The following is a 22111-nucleotide window of genomic DNA, read 5'->3' on the forward strand; positions in this document are numbered from 1 at the left end:
ATTTTGCACCTTCAACTCAGCACTTTTGTCTTTTCAGAAATGCCACTCTTTGCCATATACGTACAGCTGTAAGGATTACTAGAAAAAATTGTACAATCATAATATTAATTTACGTTTACGCCCTTAAATCAGACTACTGATTTTATTTAACATTCTTTAACTTTCAAAACCTTTCTAGTTAAAACAACTCTATTTTTATGAAAAAAAACAGACAAAGAAAATCTGGAATATCCTTCAAGTCGCGGTTCCTGCAGCCTTTTTGGGCTAAATGCAGTTTCCTACTTCTTTTATTTGGGATAAGCCTGCAATCGGTTGCACAAGTAACCGGAACTGTCAACGGAGACGATAACATGTCATTACCGGGTGTAAGTGTCGTAGTAAAGGGCTCCACCATTGGAACCACTACTGATGTGGACGGGAAATTTTCTATTAACGCTGGTGCAAAAGCAACCCTAACATTTTCATTTGTTGGCTATGAGGCACAAGAAATTGTTGTTGGCAGTCAAAGTATTATCAATGTTACATTAACCACTGACGCTGCTTCCTTAGACGAAATAGTAGTAGTAGGTTACGGTACTCAGAAAAAGAGCCAAACTACGGGAGCTATCTCACAAATTTCGTCTAAACAGATTAGTGAAATGCCTCTGACTAACGTAGGTCAAGCTTTACAAGGAAGAGTAGCCGGTGTGGACGTATCTCAATCAGGAAGTAAACCTGGTTCTACACCAAAAATCCTTATTAGAGGAAGAAGATCTTTCAGAGCTAATAACGACCCGCTTTATGTGGTTGACGGAATTCCTTTAGCTGGAGGATATGAAGACTTTAACCCTAATGACGTTCAATCTTTAGAAATACTAAAAGATGCTACCGCTACAGCCATTTATGGAGCTAGAGGAGCAAACGGCGTTGTACTTATTACTACCAAAAGAGGAGCCGTAAAAGGTAAAACTACGGTTTCTTATGACACCTATTTCGGTCAATCAGAAGCCTTAGATAAGATTGAACTATTTTCCGGTGAAGAATTCGCAGAATACGTAAGAGAAGCTTATAGATCTACAAAAATCTATACAGACGCTAATGGTAATGTAGTACCTACTGGTCAATCTTCTGTAGAAGCAGATAAGAAAATTGCTGTATTAGGAGGAGATCCAAACGTAGCAGCTGGAATAGCCGCTGGTAGGAACACGAACTACCAAGACATGATTTTAAAGAGCGGCTTTATCCAAAGTCATTCTATAGGTGTTCAGGGAGGTACAGACAAAACTCAATTTTACGTTTCTGGCTCTTTCTTTAAAGACAAAGGAATTTCTGAAGGTCTAGACTATACCAGATCTTCTTTAAGAGCTAACGTGGATCATAATATCAACAAATCTGTTAAGATTGGTTTATCATCTTATATGATGCTATCAGACAGAAATGGTGAAAACTTAAATCCTTATAGCTATACGCTAAACCAAAACCCTTTAGGTTCTGCGTATGATGAAGCTGGAAATATCCTTTTTTCTCCTACCAATGATGCCCTTTTAACTAACCCACTTGCTGAGATAGTACCAGGTGCACAAATTGACAATACCAAGGCTTATCGTATTTTCAATAGTATGTTTGCCGAAGTGAAAATCATGGAAGGTCTAAAGTACAGAATGAACTTTGGCCCAGATATTGACATCTCTAGAAGTGGTCGTTTTATTGGTTCACAAACCAATGCAAGAAAAGGTGGAGACCCACAAGCAAGCAGCACCAATACTTTTTCTTTTAATTATACTTTAGAAAACATCTTGTCTTACACCAAGTCTTTCGATAAGCATAACCTATCTGCCACTGCTCTTCACTCTATTCAGAAAGACCGCTTTGAGTCCTTCGGAACGAACGTTCAAGGCATTCCTGCAGAATCTCAGGAGTATTTCAACTTTGGCAATGCAAGCTCTGTAACTGGTGTTTCTAGTAATTTAGTAGAGTGGACCATTAACTCTTATATGGGCCGTATAAACTACGATTATAATGACAAGTATCTTCTTACATTGACCTTGCGTCGTGACGGATCTAGTAGATTTGGAGAAAATACTAAATATGGTAATTTCCCTGGTGTAGCCGTAGGGTGGAATATCGGTAACGAGAATTTTGGAAAAGAAATTACTTGGTTAGACCTATTGAAACTAAGAGCAGGATGGGGTAAAGTTGGAAACCAAGCGGTTTCTCCTTATCAAACTCAAGGTTTATTAAGCAGAACTGCATATGCATGGGATAACACTGCTGCTTTTGGTTACAGACCAAGCACTATTGGAAACCCAGATCTTAGATGGGAAAGCTCAGCAACTGCTAACGTAGGAATTGACTTCAGCATGTGGAGAGGTAGATTACAAGGATCTTTAGAACTATATCAAACCAATACCACGGCATTGCTTTTAGCAGATCAGCTTCCTGGTTCTATTGGCTTTAGTCAGGTTACTAAAAACGTAGGAGAAACAAGAAACAGAGGTATAGAATTAGGTTTCACTACCGTTAACGTAAACTCTAATAATGGATTCAAATGGACTACGGACGTTCAATTTACCAAGAACAACGAAGCCATCATAGAGCTTTATAATGGTAAGATTGACGATCTTGGTAACAGATGGTTTATTGGTCAGCCACTTAACTCATTCTTTGATTATAAAAAGGCTGGTATATGGCAGCTAGGTCAAGAAGAAGAGGCTAAATCTTATGGTTCTGCCGTAGGTCAAATTCGTGTTCAGGATACCAATAATGATGGTGTAATTAACGCAGACGACCGCGTTCTGATTGGTTCTGATGTTCCTGATTTCTCTGCGGGTCTTACCAATAGATTTTCTTATAGAAATTTTGACTTGTCATTCTTCTTATTTGGAAGATTTGGAAATACTATAGTGAGTGGATTCCACCAGAGCCAAAACGCATTGGCTGGAAGATATCAGCAAATAAAAGTAGACTACTGGACGCCTCTTAACCCTACCAATGAATTCCCTCAGCCAAAAAGCACGCAGGAATTCCCAGTATACAATTCTACTTTGATTTACTTCGACGGTTCTTTCATCAAGTTGAGAAACATCAACTTCGGTTATACTTTAAACCAGTCCGTTGCTAATAAAATAGGTATGGAGTCTTTAAGATTATTCTCCTCCATTCAGCAGCCAGCCATATGGGCTAAGTTCAGATCTAAGTATAATGGTGTTGATCCAGAAGCTACTATTTCTTCTTCTGAAACCAACCCTATTACTGCTGTGAACAATGGTGTAACACCAGCCACTAGGGTGTTTACTTTCGGTATAAACGCCAAGTTCTAATTGTTACAAACTTTAAAAAAATTGAAGAAAATGAAATTGAATAATATAATAAAGCCTGTAAAATTATTAGCATTAGCGGCTTTACTTTTACCTGCTTTGTCTTGCGAAGATGTTCTCGACGAAGTAGTGGTCTCTGGAATAGGCAATGACTACATCAACACCCCAAAGGGATTTGAAGATGCAGTTAATGCGGCATACTCCTCGTTAAGATACTATTATGGTACGCAGCAAGGACTAACAATGACTGAATATGGAACCGATATTTATGCTACAGGAGCTGATGGTGGTTATAAAGGTTTCCACTTTTATGACCCACAGTTAAACCCTTCTGTAAATTATTTGGCAAACGTTTGGGATGAGTTATACAGAGGTATCAATACCTGTAATGCTATCATAGACAGAGCCCCGGCATCAACAGTAACTGCTGAAACTAAAAAAACAAGAGTAGCAGAAGCTAAATTCCTTAGAGCTCATTACTACTTTATTTTGTTTCAACAATATGGTGGTGTTGATTTAAGATTGTCTGAAACTTTGGCTCCTACTAAAGCAACATCTAGAGCTACAGATGCTGAAATGTACACCGCCATCATTGCCGACTTGAATGCTGCTATTGCTGATTTACCAGCTACGCAAAGCCAATACGGAAGAGCTACAAAACCTGCTGCAGAAATGGCCTTAGCTAAAGTTTATTTAGCGAAAGCTTATTCGTCTTCGAAAGCAAGTGATGATTTCAGTAAGGCTGCAACATTAAGTCAAAGTGTAGTTAAAAATTACGGATTCTCTTTACAAGATGATTTTGCGAGTGTTTTTGATGAAAATAATCAGAAGAACTCAGAGATTATTTTTGCGGTGCAATACACCTCAGATCCGCTTACCAACCTTACCAATACCGTGAATGCAGTTAATGGTGGAAACAACCTTCATTTGTTCTTTGGTATGCAGTATGATGTTCAGTCTGGAATGCAGCGTGATATTTTTTACGGTCGTCCGTTCAAAAGATTAAGACCTACTACATATGCCTTAGAAACAGTTTTTGGAGAAAGAGTAAATGACTCTAGATACAAAAAGACTTTTAGAGATACATGGAAATCTAACAAACCAGGTACGTACAATTCTGCTTTTGATGATTCTAAAACAACTTTAAAATTCGCTTCTGGTGATACTACTATTTTTATCCCAGGCTATGAAATGTCAAAAGAAGAAAGAGCGAAAAGACCATATCAAGTATTGAACCCTAGTAAGTACTCTGAGGCCTTATTCCCTACGTTGACAAAATTCTTTGATACTAAAAGACCAGATATGACCTATGAGTCTGGAAGCAGAGACTTCTTTGTATTTAGATTAGCGGATGCTTATTTAATGTTAGCTGAAGCTCAATTAGGAGCTGGAAATATTCAGGATGCTACTGATGCCATTAATGTGGTTAGAAGAAGAGCAGGATGGCCAGGAAAGAAAGACGCCATGGTAATTACTCCAGCTCAAATGAACATGACTATGCTTATGGAAGAAAGAGCACGAGAATTAGCAGGTGAGCAAATCAGATGGATGGATTTGAAACGTTGGGGTAACTTAGTGGAAAGAGTTAAATTATATAACCCACAAGCCAAAGATTTCGTTTCTGCAATACACCTTTTACGTCCAATTCCTCAGACTCAGATTGACAGGTCTGATGCGGGAGTTTTTAAACAAAACCCAGGATACTAACAGGACTATTATCATTTTTTAATTTCCTAAGACACCTCCGCTTTTGCGGGGGTGTTTTTTTTTGTGCCCTATGCTTTCAAAACCTTGATTTTTCACATGCAAAAACAGATTATTCATCTATATATAAAGCAATTAAACGATGTAAATCAAATGGCATAATTTGTAGACGAAAATCATAATAGTATTAGAAAATAACATATATTATTATTTTCAAATGGTCAAATAAGCAGACATAAGTATTTTATTAGATTTTAAAAAGGTATTTTTTGACTATTCTCATGAAATTATTTCTAGAAACTTTTGCAATTTTCTACTCCTCCTGCTACCTTACCGACCAACGATGTTGATAAAGCACCAATTTGACTTGAAAACATCACATTTTAAACCATTCCATTTTATTAATCTTAACTCTATTATTTATGAAAAGAACTAGACTCAGTAAAGCTGTGAGCTCCTTTGACATTAGGAAGCTTCAGCCAACATCTGCCAGACTAAGCATTTTACTTTTATTTTTACTGGCAGGATTGCAATCGGTTGCACAAGTGAGTATAACAGGTACAGTTGGAGGAGACGACGCTCCAGAACTGCCGGGCGTTAGTGTTGTGGTAAAAGGCACCACCATAGGTACTACGACAGACGTAAACGGAAAATACACCATCAAGGCTCCTGCCAATGCTACTTTAACATTTTCCTTCGTTGGTTATATTAGTCAAGAGCTGGCTGTAGGTAACCAATCTGTCCTTAACGTTACGCTTATCACCGATGCCGCTGCTTTAGAAGAAGTAGTAGTGGTGGGTTACGGTACAGTGAGAAAAAGTCAGCTTACGGGTGCTATTAGTACGGTAAAGGCAAAAGACATCACGGACTTACCTATTGAAAACACGCAGCAGGCACTTCAAGGAAGAATAGCTGGTGTAGATGTAATGCAAGCGGGTAGTAAGCCTGGAACACAACCTCGAGTGGTCATTCGTGGACGTCGTTCTTTCGGTGCTTCTAACGACCCACTTTATGTATTAGACGGGATACCTTTATCTACAGGGACTGGTGACATCAACCCTAATGATATTGCTTCAATGGAGGTTCTTAAGGATGCTTCTGCAACTGCTATTTATGGTGCTCGTGGTGCAAATGGTGTCGTACTTATTACTTCAAAAAGAGGCACTAAAGGCAAACCCGTAGTTTATTATGATGCTTACTTTGGTGTATCTAAAGCACATGACATCATTGACTTAATGGATGGCGAGCAATTTGCAGCAACTAAAAGAGAAGCTTATAGACAAGCTGATGGCTCTATTCCTAATGACGACCTAATATTCACTGCAGTAGAACTAGAAAGTATTGCTTTGGGTCGTTCTACAGATTACCTAGATGGTATGTTACAAACTGGTACAAAAATGAATCACCAAATAGGTTTTGCTGGTGGTAATGACCGTTCTCAATTCTACATGTCTTTAAACTATTATAAAGACAATGGAATTATCCCAAATCAAGATTATAATAGAAATGTTCTTAGAGTAAACTTAGATCATAATATTACCAAAAATTTAAGAATTGGTTTGTCTAGTTTTATGAACTACTCTATCAGGAATGGTGAAAGCTTTAATCCGTTGGGTGGATCTTTTCGTGAGAACCCTCTAGGAAAACCTTATAATGATGACGGAACTTTAAACTTCTTGCCTACAGAAGATGGTCTTCGTTCAAATCCATTCTCAGAATTAGTTGATGGAGCTATAGTTAATCAAAGAAAAAGCAATAGAATTTTTGCGGGTCTATATGCAGAATGGAACATCTTGAAAAACTTGAAATACAGATTTAATTTTGGTCCAGATATCAGAAATGATAAATATGACAACTTTCTTGGAACCTTTACCAATGCGGTTCGCTTAGGCCCTCCAAGAGCTTCTACTTTAAACGGAGACATATTTAACTATACGATAGAAAACATCTTATCTTATGATAAAGATCTTTTTGGTAATCATAAATTAAATTTAACTGGTGTTCAATCCTTACAGAGAGATCACACCGAATTTAATTCAGTTTCTGTAGAAGGTATTCCTTCTGAAACACAGCAGTACAATAGCTTAGGGACGGCTGCCACAATCCTTGGAGTGGAGTCTGGTCTTTCAGAATGGACTATCCTTTCTTACATGGGTAGACTAAATTACAGCATAAACGATAAGTATTTATTAACTGCTTCCATGCGTGCTGATGGAGCTTCTCGTTTCGGTACAAATACCAAATGGGGTTATTTCCCAGCTGTGGCTGTAGCGTGGAATATGTCTGAAGAAAGCTTTATTAAAAGTGTACCAGCCATTGACCTTATGAAATTTAGAGTCTCGTACGGTTCTATCGGTAACCAAGGTATTGACCCTTACCAAACGCAGGGTTTATTAACCCAGACTGCCTATAACTTCGGAAACAGTGCTGCTTTTGGATATGCTCCAGGTACTATCGGAAACCCTGATTTAAAATGGGAAACATCTACGACAGCAAACATAGGTTTAGACTTTAGTTTGTACAGTGGTAGAATATATGGTTCGTTAGAATTCTACAATACAAATACTTCAGATCTACTTTTATCTAGAAACTTACCAACATCAACTGGTTTCTCTTTAGTTACTACTAACGTAGGTAAAACAAGAAATTCTGGATTTGAAGGTACCATCAGTACGGTGAACGTTTCTAAAACTAATGGTTTCAAATGGAGTACCGATTTCACATTCTTTACCAATAAAGAACAGATCGTAGAATTGGCTCAAGGAAAAGTAGATGACATCGGAAATGGCTGGTTTATTGGACAACCCCTTTCTGTGATTTTTGACTATGAGCAGCAAGGAATTTGGCAAACCGATGAAGCTGATTTAGCAGCTAGTTATGGTGGTGTTCCTGGTGAAGTGAGAATTGTAGACCAAAATGACGATGGTGCTATTAATGCAGACGACCGAGTTATTCAAGGTTCTGGTGTTCCTAAATTCTCGGGTGGTATTACCAACAGAGTTAAGTACAAAAACTGGGACTTTTCAGCCTTTGTCTATGCTCGTTTAGGACAAACTATTAGAAGTAATTTTCATACCAGCAACAATACGTTATTTGGAAGATATAATAATATTGATGTAGACTACTGGACTCCTACTAACCCAGTAAACACTTTCCCTAAGCCAAATCAAAATCAAGAATTTCCGAAGTGGAACTCTTCTTTAAATATCTTTGATGGCTCTTTTGTGAAAATCAGAAACATCAATTTAGGATATAATTTTGCTGAAGCTGCCGCCCAAAAACTAGGTATGCAGTCTTTAAGACTTTACACAAGTATTCAGCAGCCGTTTATTTTCTCTTCATTTATTTCGAAGTATAAAGGTTCTGACCCAGAAACTGATATCGACGCACGTTTAGATGGCAGTACAACTCCTGCTACTTGGTCTGCAACCTTCGGTTTAAATGTTAAATTTTAAAAATAAGCAACAATGAAAAATATAAAACAAACACTATTCAGAAAGATGAAGAGTTTAAGAATGGTAGCGTTGCTTTTAGTTACGCTATTCACAGGACAATCATGTGAAGACATCCTTACTGAAAATGTAATTTCAAACATAGGTAACGACTATATGAACTCACCTGTTGGTTTTGAAGATGCCGTTAAAGCATCATACTCTTACTTAAGAGCATATTATGGTCAAGAGATGGGCATGACTATGATGCAAATGGGAACCGACACATACACTCATGGTGCAGATGGTAGCTATAAAAGATGGGACAGATATGAGTCTGATTTAGACGGTAGAGATAACTGGGTAAGAACGCTTTGGCGTGAGTATTACAAAGGTATCAACACCTGTAATGCGGTGATTGAGCGTGGGCCAAACATTGAAGGAATCAATGCCGCTACTTTGAAAACTAGAATAGCAGAAGCGAAAGCTCTTAGAGCACATTTTTACTTTGTATTGGTTCAGCACTATGGTGGCTTAGACTTAAGATTAACGGAATCTTCTGGTCCTATTACTGAGATCACTCGTTCTTCTGAAGAGGCTGTTTATACGCAAATATTAGCAGATTACGCTGCTGCTTTGCCTGACCTTCCTGCTACAAATAGCGAATGGGGAAGATATACGCAAATGGCAGTAGAAGCGATGCTGGTAAAAGTACATATGGCTCGAGCAACGCGTACTTTTGGTGGTGGAGCTGCTGACTACGCTAAAGCAGAGCAGTATGGTAAAAATGTCATCAATAACTATGGAAGAAAGTTAGTAACTGACTATGCTGAGTTATTTGAACTGGGCAATGACGAGCACTCTGAATCGGTATTTTCTATTCAGTTTAGCTATGACTTGTTAACAGCTGGTGGTTACGGAAACAGATGGCACTTATATTACCTTATGGAATATGACACACAGCCAGGCTTGAGTCGTGTGGTAGAAGTAGGTCGTCCTTGGAAACGTTTAAGACCAACAAGCTATACATACAACATCGCTTTCGCTAATAGAACTGATGACGCTCGTTATGACAAGAGCTTCAAGAAAGTATTTTATGCTACACGTGCAGGAACTTTCACAACTTCTTTAGATGATTCTAAATCAGAATTTACCGTAGCCATTGGCGATACTGCTATCTTTATGCCTGGTTACGAAATGTCTAAAGCTGAAAGAGCCAAACGCCCTTATCAAGTATATAACCCTAGCGTGTATCAAGAAAAACAGTTTGGTGTTTTGTCTAAATTCTTAGACCCATTAAGAGCGAGTACAAATGAAGTACAAGGAGGTAGAGACTTTATGGTAACGCGTTTAGGAGACATTTACTTAAATGTAGCCGAATGCTTGATTCAGCAAGGTAAAAATGGGGAGGCCGTAAACTACATCAACCCTGTAAGAAGAAGAGCTGCTGTAGCTGGTCATGAGAGTGCTATGGAAATTACGGTAGACCAAGCGAACATGGCCTTCATAATGGACGAAAGAGCAAGAGAGCTTTTAGGTGAAGGACATAGATGGACTGACCTTAAGCGTTGGGGCAAATTAGTAGAGAGAGTGAAAGCTTATAACCCTAATGGTTCTGTAAACATTCAAGAAAAGCACAATTACAGACCAATTCCTCAAGAGCAAATTGACCTTGTGGATGGTGGTAATGCCTCTTTCCCTCAAAACCCTGGTTACTAATAAGTATTGTTCGTAAATAAGAATAGGGCATCTCCTTTATGGGAGATGCCTTTATTTTTTTAAGCGTATTACTTGTGGACTCTTTTTAGGAATTCTCTCTACAATACCTCTCGCCTCCAAATCCAGTTTTACGGAGACAAAATACCACCCTACCTTCCCATCAAAACTTGGCTGTATGTCCTTTATAGCTTTCTCAAATAGTTCCGAGAAGCCTATATCGCCATGGTCTATAAGGGCAGACACAATATAATCTTTGAGGGTATTATACTTTTCTAAATCAATATTCACTCCGTTCTTCCCTTCTGGGTGTAGTGTTAGTATTTTCTCCGGTTTTACCATACGCTAAAACTTATTGAGCTTATTTTAGTCCAAATAAAGGATGAAGAAACTTTAGCCTTCTAATTACAAATTCATAAATAAGCCAAGTAAACCCAAACGTGCCTAACACTAAGGCGACCATTTTGAAACCATAATGCACATCGAGGTCTACCAAATAAAAGGCTATCAACATAAGGATAGTTTGGTGTAAAATATAAAAAGGATACACAGCCCTGTTTCTATAAGTCAAGGTTTTGCTAGGTTTATTAAGATACCTAGAAGCAAAACCAAAAATGGTCAATATCCAAGCCCAACAGTTTATCTGACGGGCAATAGGTATCCAAAAACTAGGGTCGAGGTTATACCAAAGCCAAACTAGGCATGGTAAGGCCATCATGCCTATCACTAGGGAAACAAAACGAAGTTTCTCCAAAGTTTTCCAAAAAACTTCATCCAATCTTACCAGCAGAAAACCGAATATGAATAGCGTAAAAAACCATGTTAAAGCATACCAATCTCCTACCAAAGCGTGTGTAATGGGGTAATCTCCTTCTAAAAAAAGGTCGACCAATATTAAAGGAATAGCGAACAAGTATATCAGTCCGTTTCTCTTACCAATGACACTTTTCAGAAACAAAACCATTCTGTTTCCCTCTTTTCTCATCCAAAGAAACAGCGGCAAAGCCGCCAAAGACATTAAAAATAAATAAGGCAAAAACCATAAGTGATGCCAACTGAAATTCCCATCAGGATATGCCCCAGTATTAAAAACAGAAGGGTAAAAATCGAAGAAATTTTTATAGTCTGTTCCATTATAAATACGCTCCAGATAGACCTGAGGTGGGACAATGAACAATATCCCCATGACCAAAGGAATAAAAAGCCGCTTAAACCTTTCTAGGGTAAACTGACCCACACTTCTTTGTGCCAACGCATAGCTCGTCCCAATTCCAGAAACTACAAAGAGTATAGGCAAACGCCATTGATTCACAAAAATCATTGGCCATTTAATCCAGTCTACAATGACATTATTTTTCAAATGGAAATCCCACGCTACAAAGAGCATTCCTACGTGATAAAAGATGAGGATATCGAAGACGATAACCCTTATCCTGTCAATGTCGTGTCGACGTGATTTTTCTTTCATTGCTCATGGATGTCGTTATCCACACATTGGTTGCTTAATGAATGTAAATGTCTAGCTATAGCTATCATACAGCGTTTTGGCTTAGGGATAGCAGCGGCATCCTTTTTTGGTGCGGCTGGATTAGTGTTAAGAAAAAAAAGATATAGCGGATAGCCCGACCCTTGGGGTAAGCCCCTAATTATCTATGGCCTGAAAAACCATTTGCCTGAACATATCCCCCGTATAATCTCCTCCTACACGCTGCGTCTGCTTCATGATAATACCGATGATCTTTTCTTTAGGGTCGGCAAAATACTGTGTGTTAAAGTAGCCTCCCCAACGAAAAGTGCCTTCGCTACCTTTGCCACCATCCGTTGCTCCTTTTTCGTTTAGAATTGAAAAACCTAAACCAAAACCAGCATCGCTACCAAACAAGTCTCCGACCTGATTTTGAAGCATAAATTCTACGGTTTTCCTCGAAAGTAAACGCATACCATTTAGTTCACCTCCGTTAAGATACATCTGTAAAAATGTGGTATAATCTAAAGCGGTACTAGAAAGACCTGCACCTCCAGAAAAGAAGGTTTTGGCTCCCGTCTTAGGATAATTTACATCATAAAATGTATCGGTAAAAGGCACCCATTTTTCGGCCTTCTTAGTTTGAACCTCCACTAGCCTGCTTGCCTTATTGGTAGGCAAATAGAAGTAGGTATCGTTCATTTTTAAAGGTTTAAAAATATGGTTTGTGAAATATTGGTCTAACTTTTCACCCGAAATAATTTCAATCAAATAACCCAAAACATCTATTCCTTCGGAGTATACATACTTTTCTCCGGGCATGTGATGCAAGGGTAGTTTGGCTAATTTCCGAACACTTTCTTCAATAGTCACTGCCTCTGTGGTAAACAAATCTGTGACACCTGCCTTTTTATAAATGGCTTTGAATTGCTCATCGCCATCTATTATGCCATATCCTAAACCAGAAGTATGATTTATCAGCTGTCTTATAGTCATTTCTTTCCCTGCAGGCTTGGTCGTATAAGAGCTATCTGCCATACTGAACCTGTCGATAAGTGTTGGGTTTTTAAACGCTGGAATAAACTTGGAAACGGGATCGTCTAAGAAAAAGTAACCTTGCTCCCAAAGCATCATCATGGCAGTGGTGGTGATGGCTTTGGACTGAGAGGCAATCCTGAAAATACTGTTGTTTTCAAAACTCTTTTTCTCTTTTACGTCCGACTGTCCAAAGGACTTGTGATAAACTATTTTTCCGTCCTTGGCAATGATGGCTACCGCTCCTGGAATAAGATTTTCTGAAATGGCTCTATTGATCATGGCATCTATCCGGTTCAACCGCTCAGAAGATAAACCTACCGACTCCGGTTTTGCAACCATAAGTGGTTCACTGTGCTGGATAGAGGCGGTTTGCCCAAAGGCAAATGAAGAAATGAATATTAATAATAGGAGTGTTTTTTTCATGAATATGGGTATTGAATATTACCAAAAATAAGAACTTTAAAAACACTATAACTAATTAAGCTTATACCATTTTAGTACTAAAAGGCATTTCTAAAAACTTAATACTACCTTTACCCACCCTAAGAGCCTTTTATGACGAATAGAATGAAAACCAAGGTAAAAAAAACAGTCCAATATGGATTGCTTTTTATGGCCTCAAAATGGACGATTACTGCCTTATTATATTATTCGGGGTTTTGGTCTTATTGGTTTCTATTGCTCTTTCCAGTTGCAGATACCATCGCAGCCACAATCGCCATTATCTACCTGACCAACAACTACAGAAGATACTTCAAGAAAGTACTGGAAGAGGCTTACCCTGATGAGTTTAAAGAAATTATAGAGAAAATAGAAAAGAGCAATAGCCTCATAGCAACCGACACCAAGTTTGCTCTAAAAGCCACAAATCCAATGGATAAAAGACTGCTTTTTTCGGGTTACTTCTTGGCCACCATAAAGGTCTTAGAAAAGAGAGGAGAGTCTTTTGAGCGAATCAGAGAATTGTGCTTGCAGATAGCCAAAGCTTATGTGAAACCTAAAAACAGGATTCATAAGTGGATAAAAATTATTCAACCTAAACTTATTGAGCTTCCCCTTTCTAGGCTTATTCTTGAAAGAATGAAAAGGAAAGTAAGTGTAGCTGCCGATAAAAATGGTTTTGTGGCGAACATAACTACAGACAAAAACGAAACCTTGGGCTTCGGATATGGTATTGATATTTTAGAGTGTGGCATTTGTAAATTATTCCAAAACCATCAAGCCTACCAATACGCCTCCATACTTTGCGAAGTAGACAAACTAACTTCTAGCCTTGCGGGTTTGGAACTGGTGAGAACTGGCACCATAGCCACAGGTGCCAGCAAATGCGATTTCAGATTCAAGAAAATTTAATAAGCCGAAATTCCAGGTTTACCATATCCTTTTGATGCGTCGTCTATGACCATCACCCAATCATTCCCTTTTCCTGCAGATGGCGGTACCGCAGAGAAAGAACCATAATTAACGGTATTCCCGAGCATAAAAGAAGCTCCAGTTCTTACATCGTACCACCAGATTCTCAAGTTTTGTCCTCTTAAATTCTTGGTATTGATATTTACCGTTTTTCCTGTAGGGGAATAAATAAAGGCATAAGTCCCCGACTCATCTCTGGTTCCAATGGCATAATTCTCATCATCTGATTGCTCTCCTTCAATTAAATTTTGATCTGGGATTCTATCAAAAAAGGGTCTCGATAACATCAAATTCTTTAGATGTTTCATTTGATTAGCCATGGGCAAATCTAAAGCTTGTTTCCAAGGTCTGAGTGGACCATTAACGCCTAATCCTTTACTTTCGTCATACATTTGCCAAACGTCGTGACAACCATAAGTTTGCCCGAATGCTCCAGCAAAAACATTCCAATACATCATTTTCCTAATATCCTGTGGAAGACTATATCCCAACTTTTTAGCATTGAAACAATTTGGATGGTCTTCGTAAAGCGGCTCAGCATCTATGGTTGGCTTTATAGGTTCTAAGTTATAATCATGGCTTATTTTCTTATACGTAAGTTCATTTGGACAGTGTCCGGTTTGATGCATATTAAAACTCAACCAATCATCATTATGAAACCAATTTGAAGAGCCTCCCGGTTCTGCCGGTTGAGGGTGAAATGTAAAAATACCATCTACAAAAATCCCCAAACCCTCTTTTATACCATTTGCCATGGCTCTCCAAACTTCTACATCTTTTGTGTTTGCTCTTGGCGTTCTATCACCGCCTAATACCCAAACGATATTTGTTTTATCTCTCAAATGAAGGCCTAAAAGTTTTCCGTACTCAAATGCGTTTTCTTTATTGAAAATTTCTGGGCCTTTTCCCCAATTGTCTTTAAACAGTTTATCTCCCCAAGTAGGCAAAAGAGCCACATACAAACCATTTTCTGCCGCCTTATCTAAAACCGTTCTTACATGATTGATATAAGAAACATTAAGTTTAATGGGGTTTATGGAGTTCAAAGGCTTTTGCCCCAAGGCATTCGGTGAGTCAATGCCGTCTAATTCAGCCAGAAATACGGTTTGAACAATATTAAATCCTTGTTCAGCCCTTGTTTTGAAGTAATAATCTACCTCCTCATAATTAAGCTTATGTAGTAACTCCCAAGCCGTATCTCCTGTCCAGAAAAATGGCTTACCCTCTTCCGTTTGAAGAAAACGATGATTTTCAGAAACTTTAAGTTTTGGTAACTGAGCAAATAATTGGGTAGAAATAAATAAACACGTAATTAGAAGGAATCGCATATAATTGTTGGGTTTCATCAAATGCTAAGATAATCCCAAGCGACATATTTAGAAGCCTTTACTTCGTAATTTTATTTGAAGGACTTTGATATTCAATCACCATATCCGTGATCTTGTTCTTCTTCACAATCTTCATCAACTCACCGTTTTCGTAATAATACTGGTCGATATTATCTTGTAGTACGCCTTGATAGTAATCCTTGGAGGGTCTGGTGATATTTATAAAGTCGGCATAATATTCTGCATAAACTCTATCTCCATTTTTGGGTTCATTAAAATATATACTTGCAAAAGTGCTTGAAATTTCTTTGGCTATTTTCTTATTGACCTTTTTCTCGTGCTGAATAGATTTCACATGATAACCCTCGTTGGCCTTTTGAGTATCTGTTAAAAAATTGCCTTTATTAGACGCCACTTTTACCACAGAGCTCTGTAGTTCCCCGTCTAACAAAACCGAAAGAACGTGATAATCCACTTTTAATTTATACACGAGGAAGTTGACATCCACTTTACTGGAAAGTTCATAGGTAAATTGGTCTGCCACCTTTTTTTGAGTGGCATATATAGTCCCCACCCTAATGCCTACTACTTTTACAGCATACTCTCTGGTTTGGGAGAAGCCATGTAAGGAGAAAAAAACGAAAAATGTAAGGAATAGTTTATTCACAAAGAAGCTACGTAAGAAAAAACATTTTAGATTAGTCCACACCTGCATAATCCACTTTCTTGGCTTTGGTTAATATGACATAAATATTATATCCAAAGGAAAAATCAATTAAGAGAGTAAACAATTGGCAGTGTATAATATACGGGGACTATTTTGTCATTATGCCTTCCAGGAATCCATTTAGGCATACTTTCTACAATCCTAATAGCTTCATTATTCATACCTTGTGAAAGTCCTTTAATAATCTCTATATCACTAACACCACCTTCTTTATCGACTTTAAACTTCACAAAAACCCTACCTTGCATTTCATAATATTCTGCATCTGGAGGATAAATTATCAAATCAGTAAGGTGTTTGTACATCTTATCCATTTGGCATTTTCTAAAACGCTCTTCAGATTTACTTTTACAACCTTCAAAATTAGGTAAAGCGTCAATCTGCTCAAGCTCTTTGCCAACTAAATACTTCACCACCTCGTCGTTTTTATAAACCGCCTGAGTTTCCAATCTTCCAGTAGAATCATATTCAAGATACTCTCCATCAAGCTCATCATTGAGATAATTAGATTCAACTTTAAGCCGACCATTTGAATAAAACTCTGTAGCCTTTCCATTTTTCTTACCTCCTAAGTATTTAGTCTTCTTTTTCAGGACTCCATCATCGTACCACAGAGAATAATTCCCATCCATTCCGTTTTTTCCAAAAAACTGCTTACCGATTGTACTTCCTTTCTTATTCAGTGTTCTCCAAAGACCTACTTTCTTATTATCCTGAAAGTTCCCAATATGAATAGTATTAGGGAAAAGTTCAATTGATGCTCCATTTTTCACTCTCAAACCTACATCAAGAAAAGTAACTTTTGACAACAACTTAAGAGTTTCAGGTTCAAACTGTCGCAAAATATAGCTTCCATTTTTCTCTGTCACCACATAATGATACCAAGGTCTAATTATGGTCTCAGTACTATCTATAAAGTCAATATATTTATAAGTAAACTCAGCTGAAGAGTAGCTAAAGTTACCTGTATATTGAGCATTTGAATTGTAAGCAAATAGAATGATAAGAAATACTAACACTAATCTCATATAAATACTTTTAATCAATCAGTCTACCCCAGCGTAGTCAACTTTTTTAGCTTTGGTTTCCAAGAAATAACCGTCAAATTCTACTAAAACGTCATCCAAGATTGAAAACAATTCTTCTGGCTCTAGACTTTGAACTAGCTTCATTCGGTGTTCTTTAAAATGAGGTAAGCCTTTGAAATAATTAGAATAATGACGTCTCATTTCTAAGATACCCAAACGTTCATTTTTCCATTCTATAGAGAACTTCAAATGCTGTCTACAGGCATCTACTCTTTGCTTCATGCTCGGTGCAGGTAGATTTTCACCCGTAGCGAAGTAATGTTTTATCTCATTAAATATCCATGGATACCCTATGGCCGCACGGCCAATCATGATACCATCAATACCGTATCTATTTTTATACTCTAAAGCTTTTTCTGGCGAATCAATGTCTCCGTTTCCGAAAATAGGAATGTTAATTCTTGGGTTCTCCTTGATTTTGGCAATCAATCGCCAATCGGCTTCACCTTTATACATTTGAGCTCTTGTACGCCCATGAATGGTCAAAGCCTTAATTCCTACATCTTGAAGTCTTTCTGCAACCTCTTCAATGTTCTTTGTTTCATCATTCCAGCCTAATCTCGTTTTGACCGTTACGGGCAAGTCCGTAGCGTTCACTACGGCTTCTGTCATTTTGACCATCATCGGGATGTCTTGCAGCAATGCCGCACCCGCTCCTTTACATGCTACCTTTTTAACAGGGCAACCGTAATTGATATCAATTAAATCTGGATTTACCGCCGCAGCAATTCTGGTACACTCTGCCATGGTCTCCACATCAGAGCCAAAAAGCTGAACACCAATCGGTCTTTCATAGGGAAAAATATCTAGCTTTTGACGGCTTTTGTAAGCGTCTCTAATAAGACCTTCTGAAGAAATAAACTCCGTGTACATCATATCCGCCCCATTTTCCTTACAGACTTGTCTGAAAGGTGGGTCGCTTACATCTTCCATGGGAGCCAGTAGCAATGGAAATTCACCGAGTTCTATGTTGCCTATTTTGACCAAACAGTTTAGGTATTTTGTGTATTAAGCCGCAAATTTACACCAAAATAACCTGAAAACATGCGATACAATTCCATCCTTGAGAAATTAAAGTCCGACAAACCAGCTCTTTCTAGCATTCTAATCATCATTGGAGTAGTGCTTTTAGCTATGGTTGTTGGCAATATTGCCGCAGCCGTTGTGATGATTGTGGTAGGTGGGATTGGCATGGATGATTTGAGTAATATTAACGGAGCACTCATGTCCTCTGATTCTGGATGGTGGGCTCTTATGCTTGGGCAAGGTGTTGCGGCATTGATAACCTTTGTGGCTGCAGGTGTATTTTACTGGAGAGTGGTAGAGAAAAAACCACTTTCTGAACTCAGTTTCCAAAGTTTGCCAAAACCCGGAATCTTCGTTTTGGTCATTTTAATTCAGCTATGCTTTTTACCTTTTAATGGATGGCTACAGGAAGTCAATGAAGGCATGAAATTTCCTGAGAGTTTGGCAGGATTGGAAGCATTCTTTAAAAACATGGAGGACTCTTTAGCAGAAGTCACAAAGTACCTGACCACTTTCGACAGCTTCATTAAAATGTTGGTAGGTCTTATTGTCATTGCGGTGGTAGCCGGCGTGGGTGAAGAACTTATTTTTAGAGGATTAATTCAGCGTAAACTATATAAAGGGTTAAATAATCCGCATTTAGCTATTTGGGTGGCGGCATTTATTTTTTCTGCTATTCACATGCAGTTTTATGGCTTTTTACCACGATTAATGCTTGGTGCCCTATTTGGTTACTTCTATTTCTGGACAGGAAACATTTGGGTACCCATAGTCGCTCATATTTTCAATAATGGTTTTGCGGTGGTGATGTTTTACCTTTCGCACACAGGCGTCATCAGCACCGATTTAGAAGAATTAGAAACTTTCCCAATTCCTGCAGTGATCGCTTCTTTAGCATTGACTGGCGGGCTTATTTGGTTTTTTAGGAAGCAGCAGGATGAAAGTATTTCTTAGTATATTATTTATTCTAATTATTGGTAGCCAAAACCAAACCTATTGTCAGGTTTTTGGATTAGATAGCTCGTACCTTATACCCAATAAAGTTAGATGAAATAAGTCTACTACTTTTGTTGAGGTTACAAATTCACTTCAAAATAAGCTCAAAACATGGATTTCAATTCCATTCTAATCAAATTAAGATCAGACAAACCAGCTCTATCAAGCATACTTATTATCGTTGGTATACTGCTTTTGGCAATGGTAATTGGTAATATTACGGCGACCTTTGTGATGATTTTCGTAGGCGGAATTGGCTTTGAAAATTTGAGCAATATCAACGGAGCTCTTATGGCGTCCGAATCTGGATGGTGGGCTTTGATGCTTGGCCAAGGTGTGGCAGCGGTTATCACATTAATTGCTGCTGGAGTGTTCTATTGGAGAGTGATAGAGAAAAAGGAGTTGTCAGAGTTAAACTTCAAGGCTCTTCCTAAACCTGTGGTTTTTACTTTAATAATTCTTACTCAATTAGCTTTTCTACCACTTAATGGCTGGCTAAAGGAACTAAACGAAGGAATGAGGTTTCCCGTAAGTTTAGCAGGACTAGAGGCTTTCTTTAGAAATAAGGAAAGCTCATTGGGCCAAATCACCTCCTTTTTAACCACCTTCGACAGCTTAATCAAAATGCTGGTGGGTTTAATCGTAATTGCGATAGTGGCCGGTGTGGGTGAAGAACTTATTTTTAAAGGTCTTATTCAGCGAAAACTTTATAAAGGTTTGAATAATCCTCATGCTGCTATTTGGGTCGCGGCCATTATCTTTTCCGCCATTCACATGAAGTTTTATGGATTTTTACCAAGGCTTATGTTAGGTGCTTTATTGGGCTATTTCTATTTCTGGACAGGAAATATTTGGGTGCCCATAGTCGCTCATATTTTCAATAATGGTTTTGCCGTAGTTATGTTTTACCTTTCTCACACAGGAGCTATCAGCACCGATTTAGAAGAACTAGAAACATTCCCAATGCCTGTGGTCATTGCTTCTTTAGTATTGACGGGTGGGCTTATTTGGTTTTTCAGGAAGCAGCAGGATGAAAGTATTTCTTAGTATATTATTTATTCTAATTATTGGTAGCCAAAATTCCGCTTATAGTCAGTCTTTTGGAGTGGATAGCAGTTATCTTATTCCTAATAAACAAGGTTATTTTTCAGAGCGTATTTATAAACTCAACGATTCTTCTTTTTTCGTTGGGTATAATAATCTTGACAAAACATTCAAGAATTCACCCACTGCCATTGGATTTAGTCTTGGTCAATTTCAGGCTTTTGGTATTTATACAATAGATAAAGAAGAACTGTATTTCCACGATTTCTTAATAAATGAAAATCAAGATCATGTCAATTACCTAGGTCTAATAAACGACAATTTGATTTTTAAAAGTGGGCACTATTTAACGCCTTTCAATGTAAAATCACTCACTTTTCTTTCCTACAATCCTAAGCTCGATTCTTTACCAATACTCGGCATAAATCCATACACCACAGAGCTTTACTATCATGACACTTTAAACAATGCTATTCTTAGTAAGCATCTATTTAATGGAGCATTGAAAAATGAATTCCGTTTAGACGCTAACACTGAGAGAGTTTCGATTGCTTTCACCAAAAAAACAATTTGTTTGGTGGTAACTGGAGAGCAGTTTAAAAGTACAAAAGCCCTATTTTTAGATTATGCCCTGAACCCTATTTCTACAAGAGAACTATTTCTTAAGCTTGAACTACCTCCTTATGGCCCTCTTCTTTTTAAAGTTATGCCTAAAAATACTTCAGAAAACTTCATACTTGAAGTTTCAAATTATGGCGAGGGTGGTTCTTATTTCAACTGTTTTGAAATTGGTAAAGCAGAAACAACAAAGTTACATACTGGTATTAAATTCAGAAGTATAAAACAAATGGATAATGGACTTTCATTTTTCGGTCAACCTTGGAAATCCACGGATAATCAGGTACAAATAAGACATGATACATATGACTTTATTCAAATAGACACAAATTTCTATGCCTTGGATAAATCTGGCGTCCGTAAACTAAAGGATGGCTTAATCTACCTAGACTTATTCCAACCTGTGAAGCGTTATGAATATTTATCAAAATTTCATGTCCTGGAATATGAAACAAATAGTTCAACACCTCCAAATTTCAAGATTGAAGGGCCTGGTTATATTTCAAACGACACGGAATTTTTTAACACTGCCGGAAGTATTAAAGTAATAGGAAACACTACGGAAAACCGTAGCCCCTCCCAAGAAGTAACAATTACTGTTAATAAGTCAAGCTCCAATTTTTATATTAGAAACTGTGACCATCCGATTTTTTGGAATTTACCGAGTGACCTTCCTTTGAACAAACAAATTGAAGTTCATAACCCTTATCATAATCAACTAGAAGCAAGCATTGAGGGTGGTGATGCCACCTATAAAGACGGAACTCTAATTATTAACGAGTTCATTAATAATGCCGTAACTTTGAATATACGGTCTATCGAGAATGAAAAATTTCATGCCTCCGAGTTTAGTGATTGTAGCTATTGGATTGCAATACCAGGTTCGGATGATGGCTCAGGTCTTGAAGTATATCCAAATCCTGTAAATGGCAATACTTTTAATATACGCTTAGTACGTTCTGAAAGAGACAAAACCCCAGTGTTAAAACTTTTTGATTTAAATGGGAAGGCTGTCAAGTTTAAAATGTTCGTAGCTGACCCATTTAATTATGAAATTTATATCCCAAAACCCTCTCAAGGTACCTACATTTTGAAAAACATGTCTTCGAATGCATCTCAGAAAGTTATATTTAATCAGTAAATCTTATTTACAATTAAATAAATATTAGGAAACATAGGACACTACACATAAGTAGTAAACGGATAAAAGACTATGAGTAC

Annotated in this window: 15 protein-coding genes; 8 read left to right on the plus strand and 7 right to left on the minus strand. The window is 37.8% G+C overall.

Annotated elements, in window-relative coordinates; translation table 11 throughout:
• Window positions 1-197: 197 nt before the first annotated feature.
• From ACTBZY_RS20780 to ACTBZY_RS20795, 4 genes are all read left to right on the plus strand, one after another.
• On the plus strand, window positions 198-3299 hold the full coding sequence (locus tag ACTBZY_RS20780) for a SusC/RagA family TonB-linked outer membrane protein (protein WP_463048306.1): 3102 nt from the start codon (window positions 198-200) through the stop codon (window positions 3297-3299).
• Window positions 3300-3329: 30 nt separating this feature from the next.
• On the plus strand, window positions 3330-5003 hold the full coding sequence (locus ACTBZY_RS20785; protein WP_463048307.1) for a RagB/SusD family nutrient uptake outer membrane protein: 1674 nt from the start codon (window positions 3330-3332) through the stop codon (window positions 5001-5003).
• A 419-nt stretch (window positions 5004-5422) separates the two neighbouring features.
• On the plus strand, window positions 5423-8455 hold the full coding sequence (locus ACTBZY_RS20790; protein WP_463048308.1) for a SusC/RagA family TonB-linked outer membrane protein: 3033 nt from the start codon (window positions 5423-5425) through the stop codon (window positions 8453-8455).
• A 12-nt stretch (window positions 8456-8467) separates the two neighbouring features.
• Window positions 8468-10150: a RagB/SusD family nutrient uptake outer membrane protein gene (locus ACTBZY_RS20795; protein ID WP_463048309.1), complete on the plus strand. Its 1683-nt coding sequence runs from the start codon at window positions 8468-8470 to the stop codon at window positions 10148-10150.
• 51 nt (window positions 10151-10201) lie between these two features.
• Here ACTBZY_RS20795 and ACTBZY_RS20800 read toward each other — a convergent pair whose 3' ends face one another.
• From ACTBZY_RS20800 to ACTBZY_RS20810, 3 genes are all read right to left on the minus strand, one after another.
• Window positions 10202-10489 (minus strand): DUF6958 family protein, encoded by a 288-nt coding sequence (locus ACTBZY_RS20800; RefSeq protein ID WP_463048310.1) that lies wholly within the window; start codon window positions 10487-10489, stop codon window positions 10202-10204.
• A gap of 19 nt (window positions 10490-10508) precedes the next feature.
• Window positions 10509-11615, minus strand: coding sequence for an acyltransferase family protein (locus ACTBZY_RS20805; protein ID WP_463048311.1), 1107 nt, complete (start codon window positions 11613-11615; stop codon window positions 10509-10511).
• 174 nt (window positions 11616-11789) lie between these two features.
• Window positions 11790-13073 carry a serine hydrolase domain-containing protein gene (locus ACTBZY_RS20810; RefSeq protein WP_463048312.1) on the minus strand — a complete coding sequence of 428 codons (1284 nt, stop codon included), beginning with the start codon at window positions 13071-13073 and terminating at the stop codon, window positions 11790-11792.
• Window positions 13074-13217: 144 nt separating this feature from the next.
• Between ACTBZY_RS20810 and ACTBZY_RS20815 the strand changes: the two genes are divergently transcribed.
• Complete coding sequence (locus ACTBZY_RS20815) at window positions 13218-14003, plus strand: L-2-amino-thiazoline-4-carboxylic acid hydrolase (RefSeq protein WP_463048313.1); 786 nt, start codon at window positions 13218-13220, stop codon at window positions 14001-14003.
• Here ACTBZY_RS20815 and ACTBZY_RS20820 read toward each other — a convergent pair.
• From ACTBZY_RS20820 to dusB, 4 genes are all read right to left on the minus strand, one after another.
• Complete coding sequence (locus ACTBZY_RS20820) at window positions 14000-15391, minus strand: glycoside hydrolase family 140 protein (RefSeq protein ID WP_463048314.1); 1392 nt, start codon at window positions 15389-15391, stop codon at window positions 14000-14002. The genes ACTBZY_RS20815 and ACTBZY_RS20820 overlap by 4 nt on opposite strands.
• Before the next feature lie 58 nt (window positions 15392-15449).
• Window positions 15450-16058, minus strand: a complete 609-nt coding sequence (locus tag ACTBZY_RS20825; RefSeq protein WP_463048315.1) for a DUF6134 family protein — start codon at window positions 16056-16058, stop codon at window positions 15450-15452.
• 104 nt (window positions 16059-16162) lie between these two features.
• Window positions 16163-17146, minus strand: coding sequence for a TonB family protein (locus ACTBZY_RS20830; protein ID WP_463048316.1), 984 nt, complete (start codon window positions 17144-17146; stop codon window positions 16163-16165).
• 18 nt (window positions 17147-17164) lie between these two features.
• Window positions 17165-18193 (minus strand): tRNA dihydrouridine synthase DusB, encoded by a 1029-nt coding sequence (gene dusB, locus ACTBZY_RS20835; RefSeq protein ID WP_463048317.1) that lies wholly within the window; start codon window positions 18191-18193, stop codon window positions 17165-17167.
• 57 nt (window positions 18194-18250) lie between these two features.
• Here dusB and ACTBZY_RS20840 point away from each other — a divergent pair, with 57 nt between their 5' ends.
• The 3 genes from ACTBZY_RS20840 (at window position 18251) to ACTBZY_RS20850 (ending at window position 22031) form a co-directional block, all read left to right on the plus strand.
• Window positions 18251-19186: a lysostaphin resistance A-like protein gene (locus ACTBZY_RS20840; protein ID WP_463048318.1), complete on the plus strand. Its 936-nt coding sequence runs from the start codon at window positions 18251-18253 to the stop codon at window positions 19184-19186.
• Window positions 19187-19339: 153 nt separating this feature from the next.
• Window positions 19340-20275 (plus strand): lysostaphin resistance A-like protein, encoded by a 936-nt coding sequence (locus tag ACTBZY_RS20845; protein WP_463048319.1) that lies wholly within the window; start codon window positions 19340-19342, stop codon window positions 20273-20275.
• Window positions 20259-22031 (plus strand): T9SS type A sorting domain-containing protein, encoded by a 1773-nt coding sequence (locus tag ACTBZY_RS20850; protein ID WP_463048320.1) that lies wholly within the window; start codon window positions 20259-20261, stop codon window positions 22029-22031. The genes ACTBZY_RS20845 and ACTBZY_RS20850 overlap by 17 nt, the downstream gene beginning before the upstream one ends.
• Window positions 22032-22111 lie beyond the last annotated feature (80 nt).

This window comes from Arcticibacterium sp., assembly GCF_055134445.1.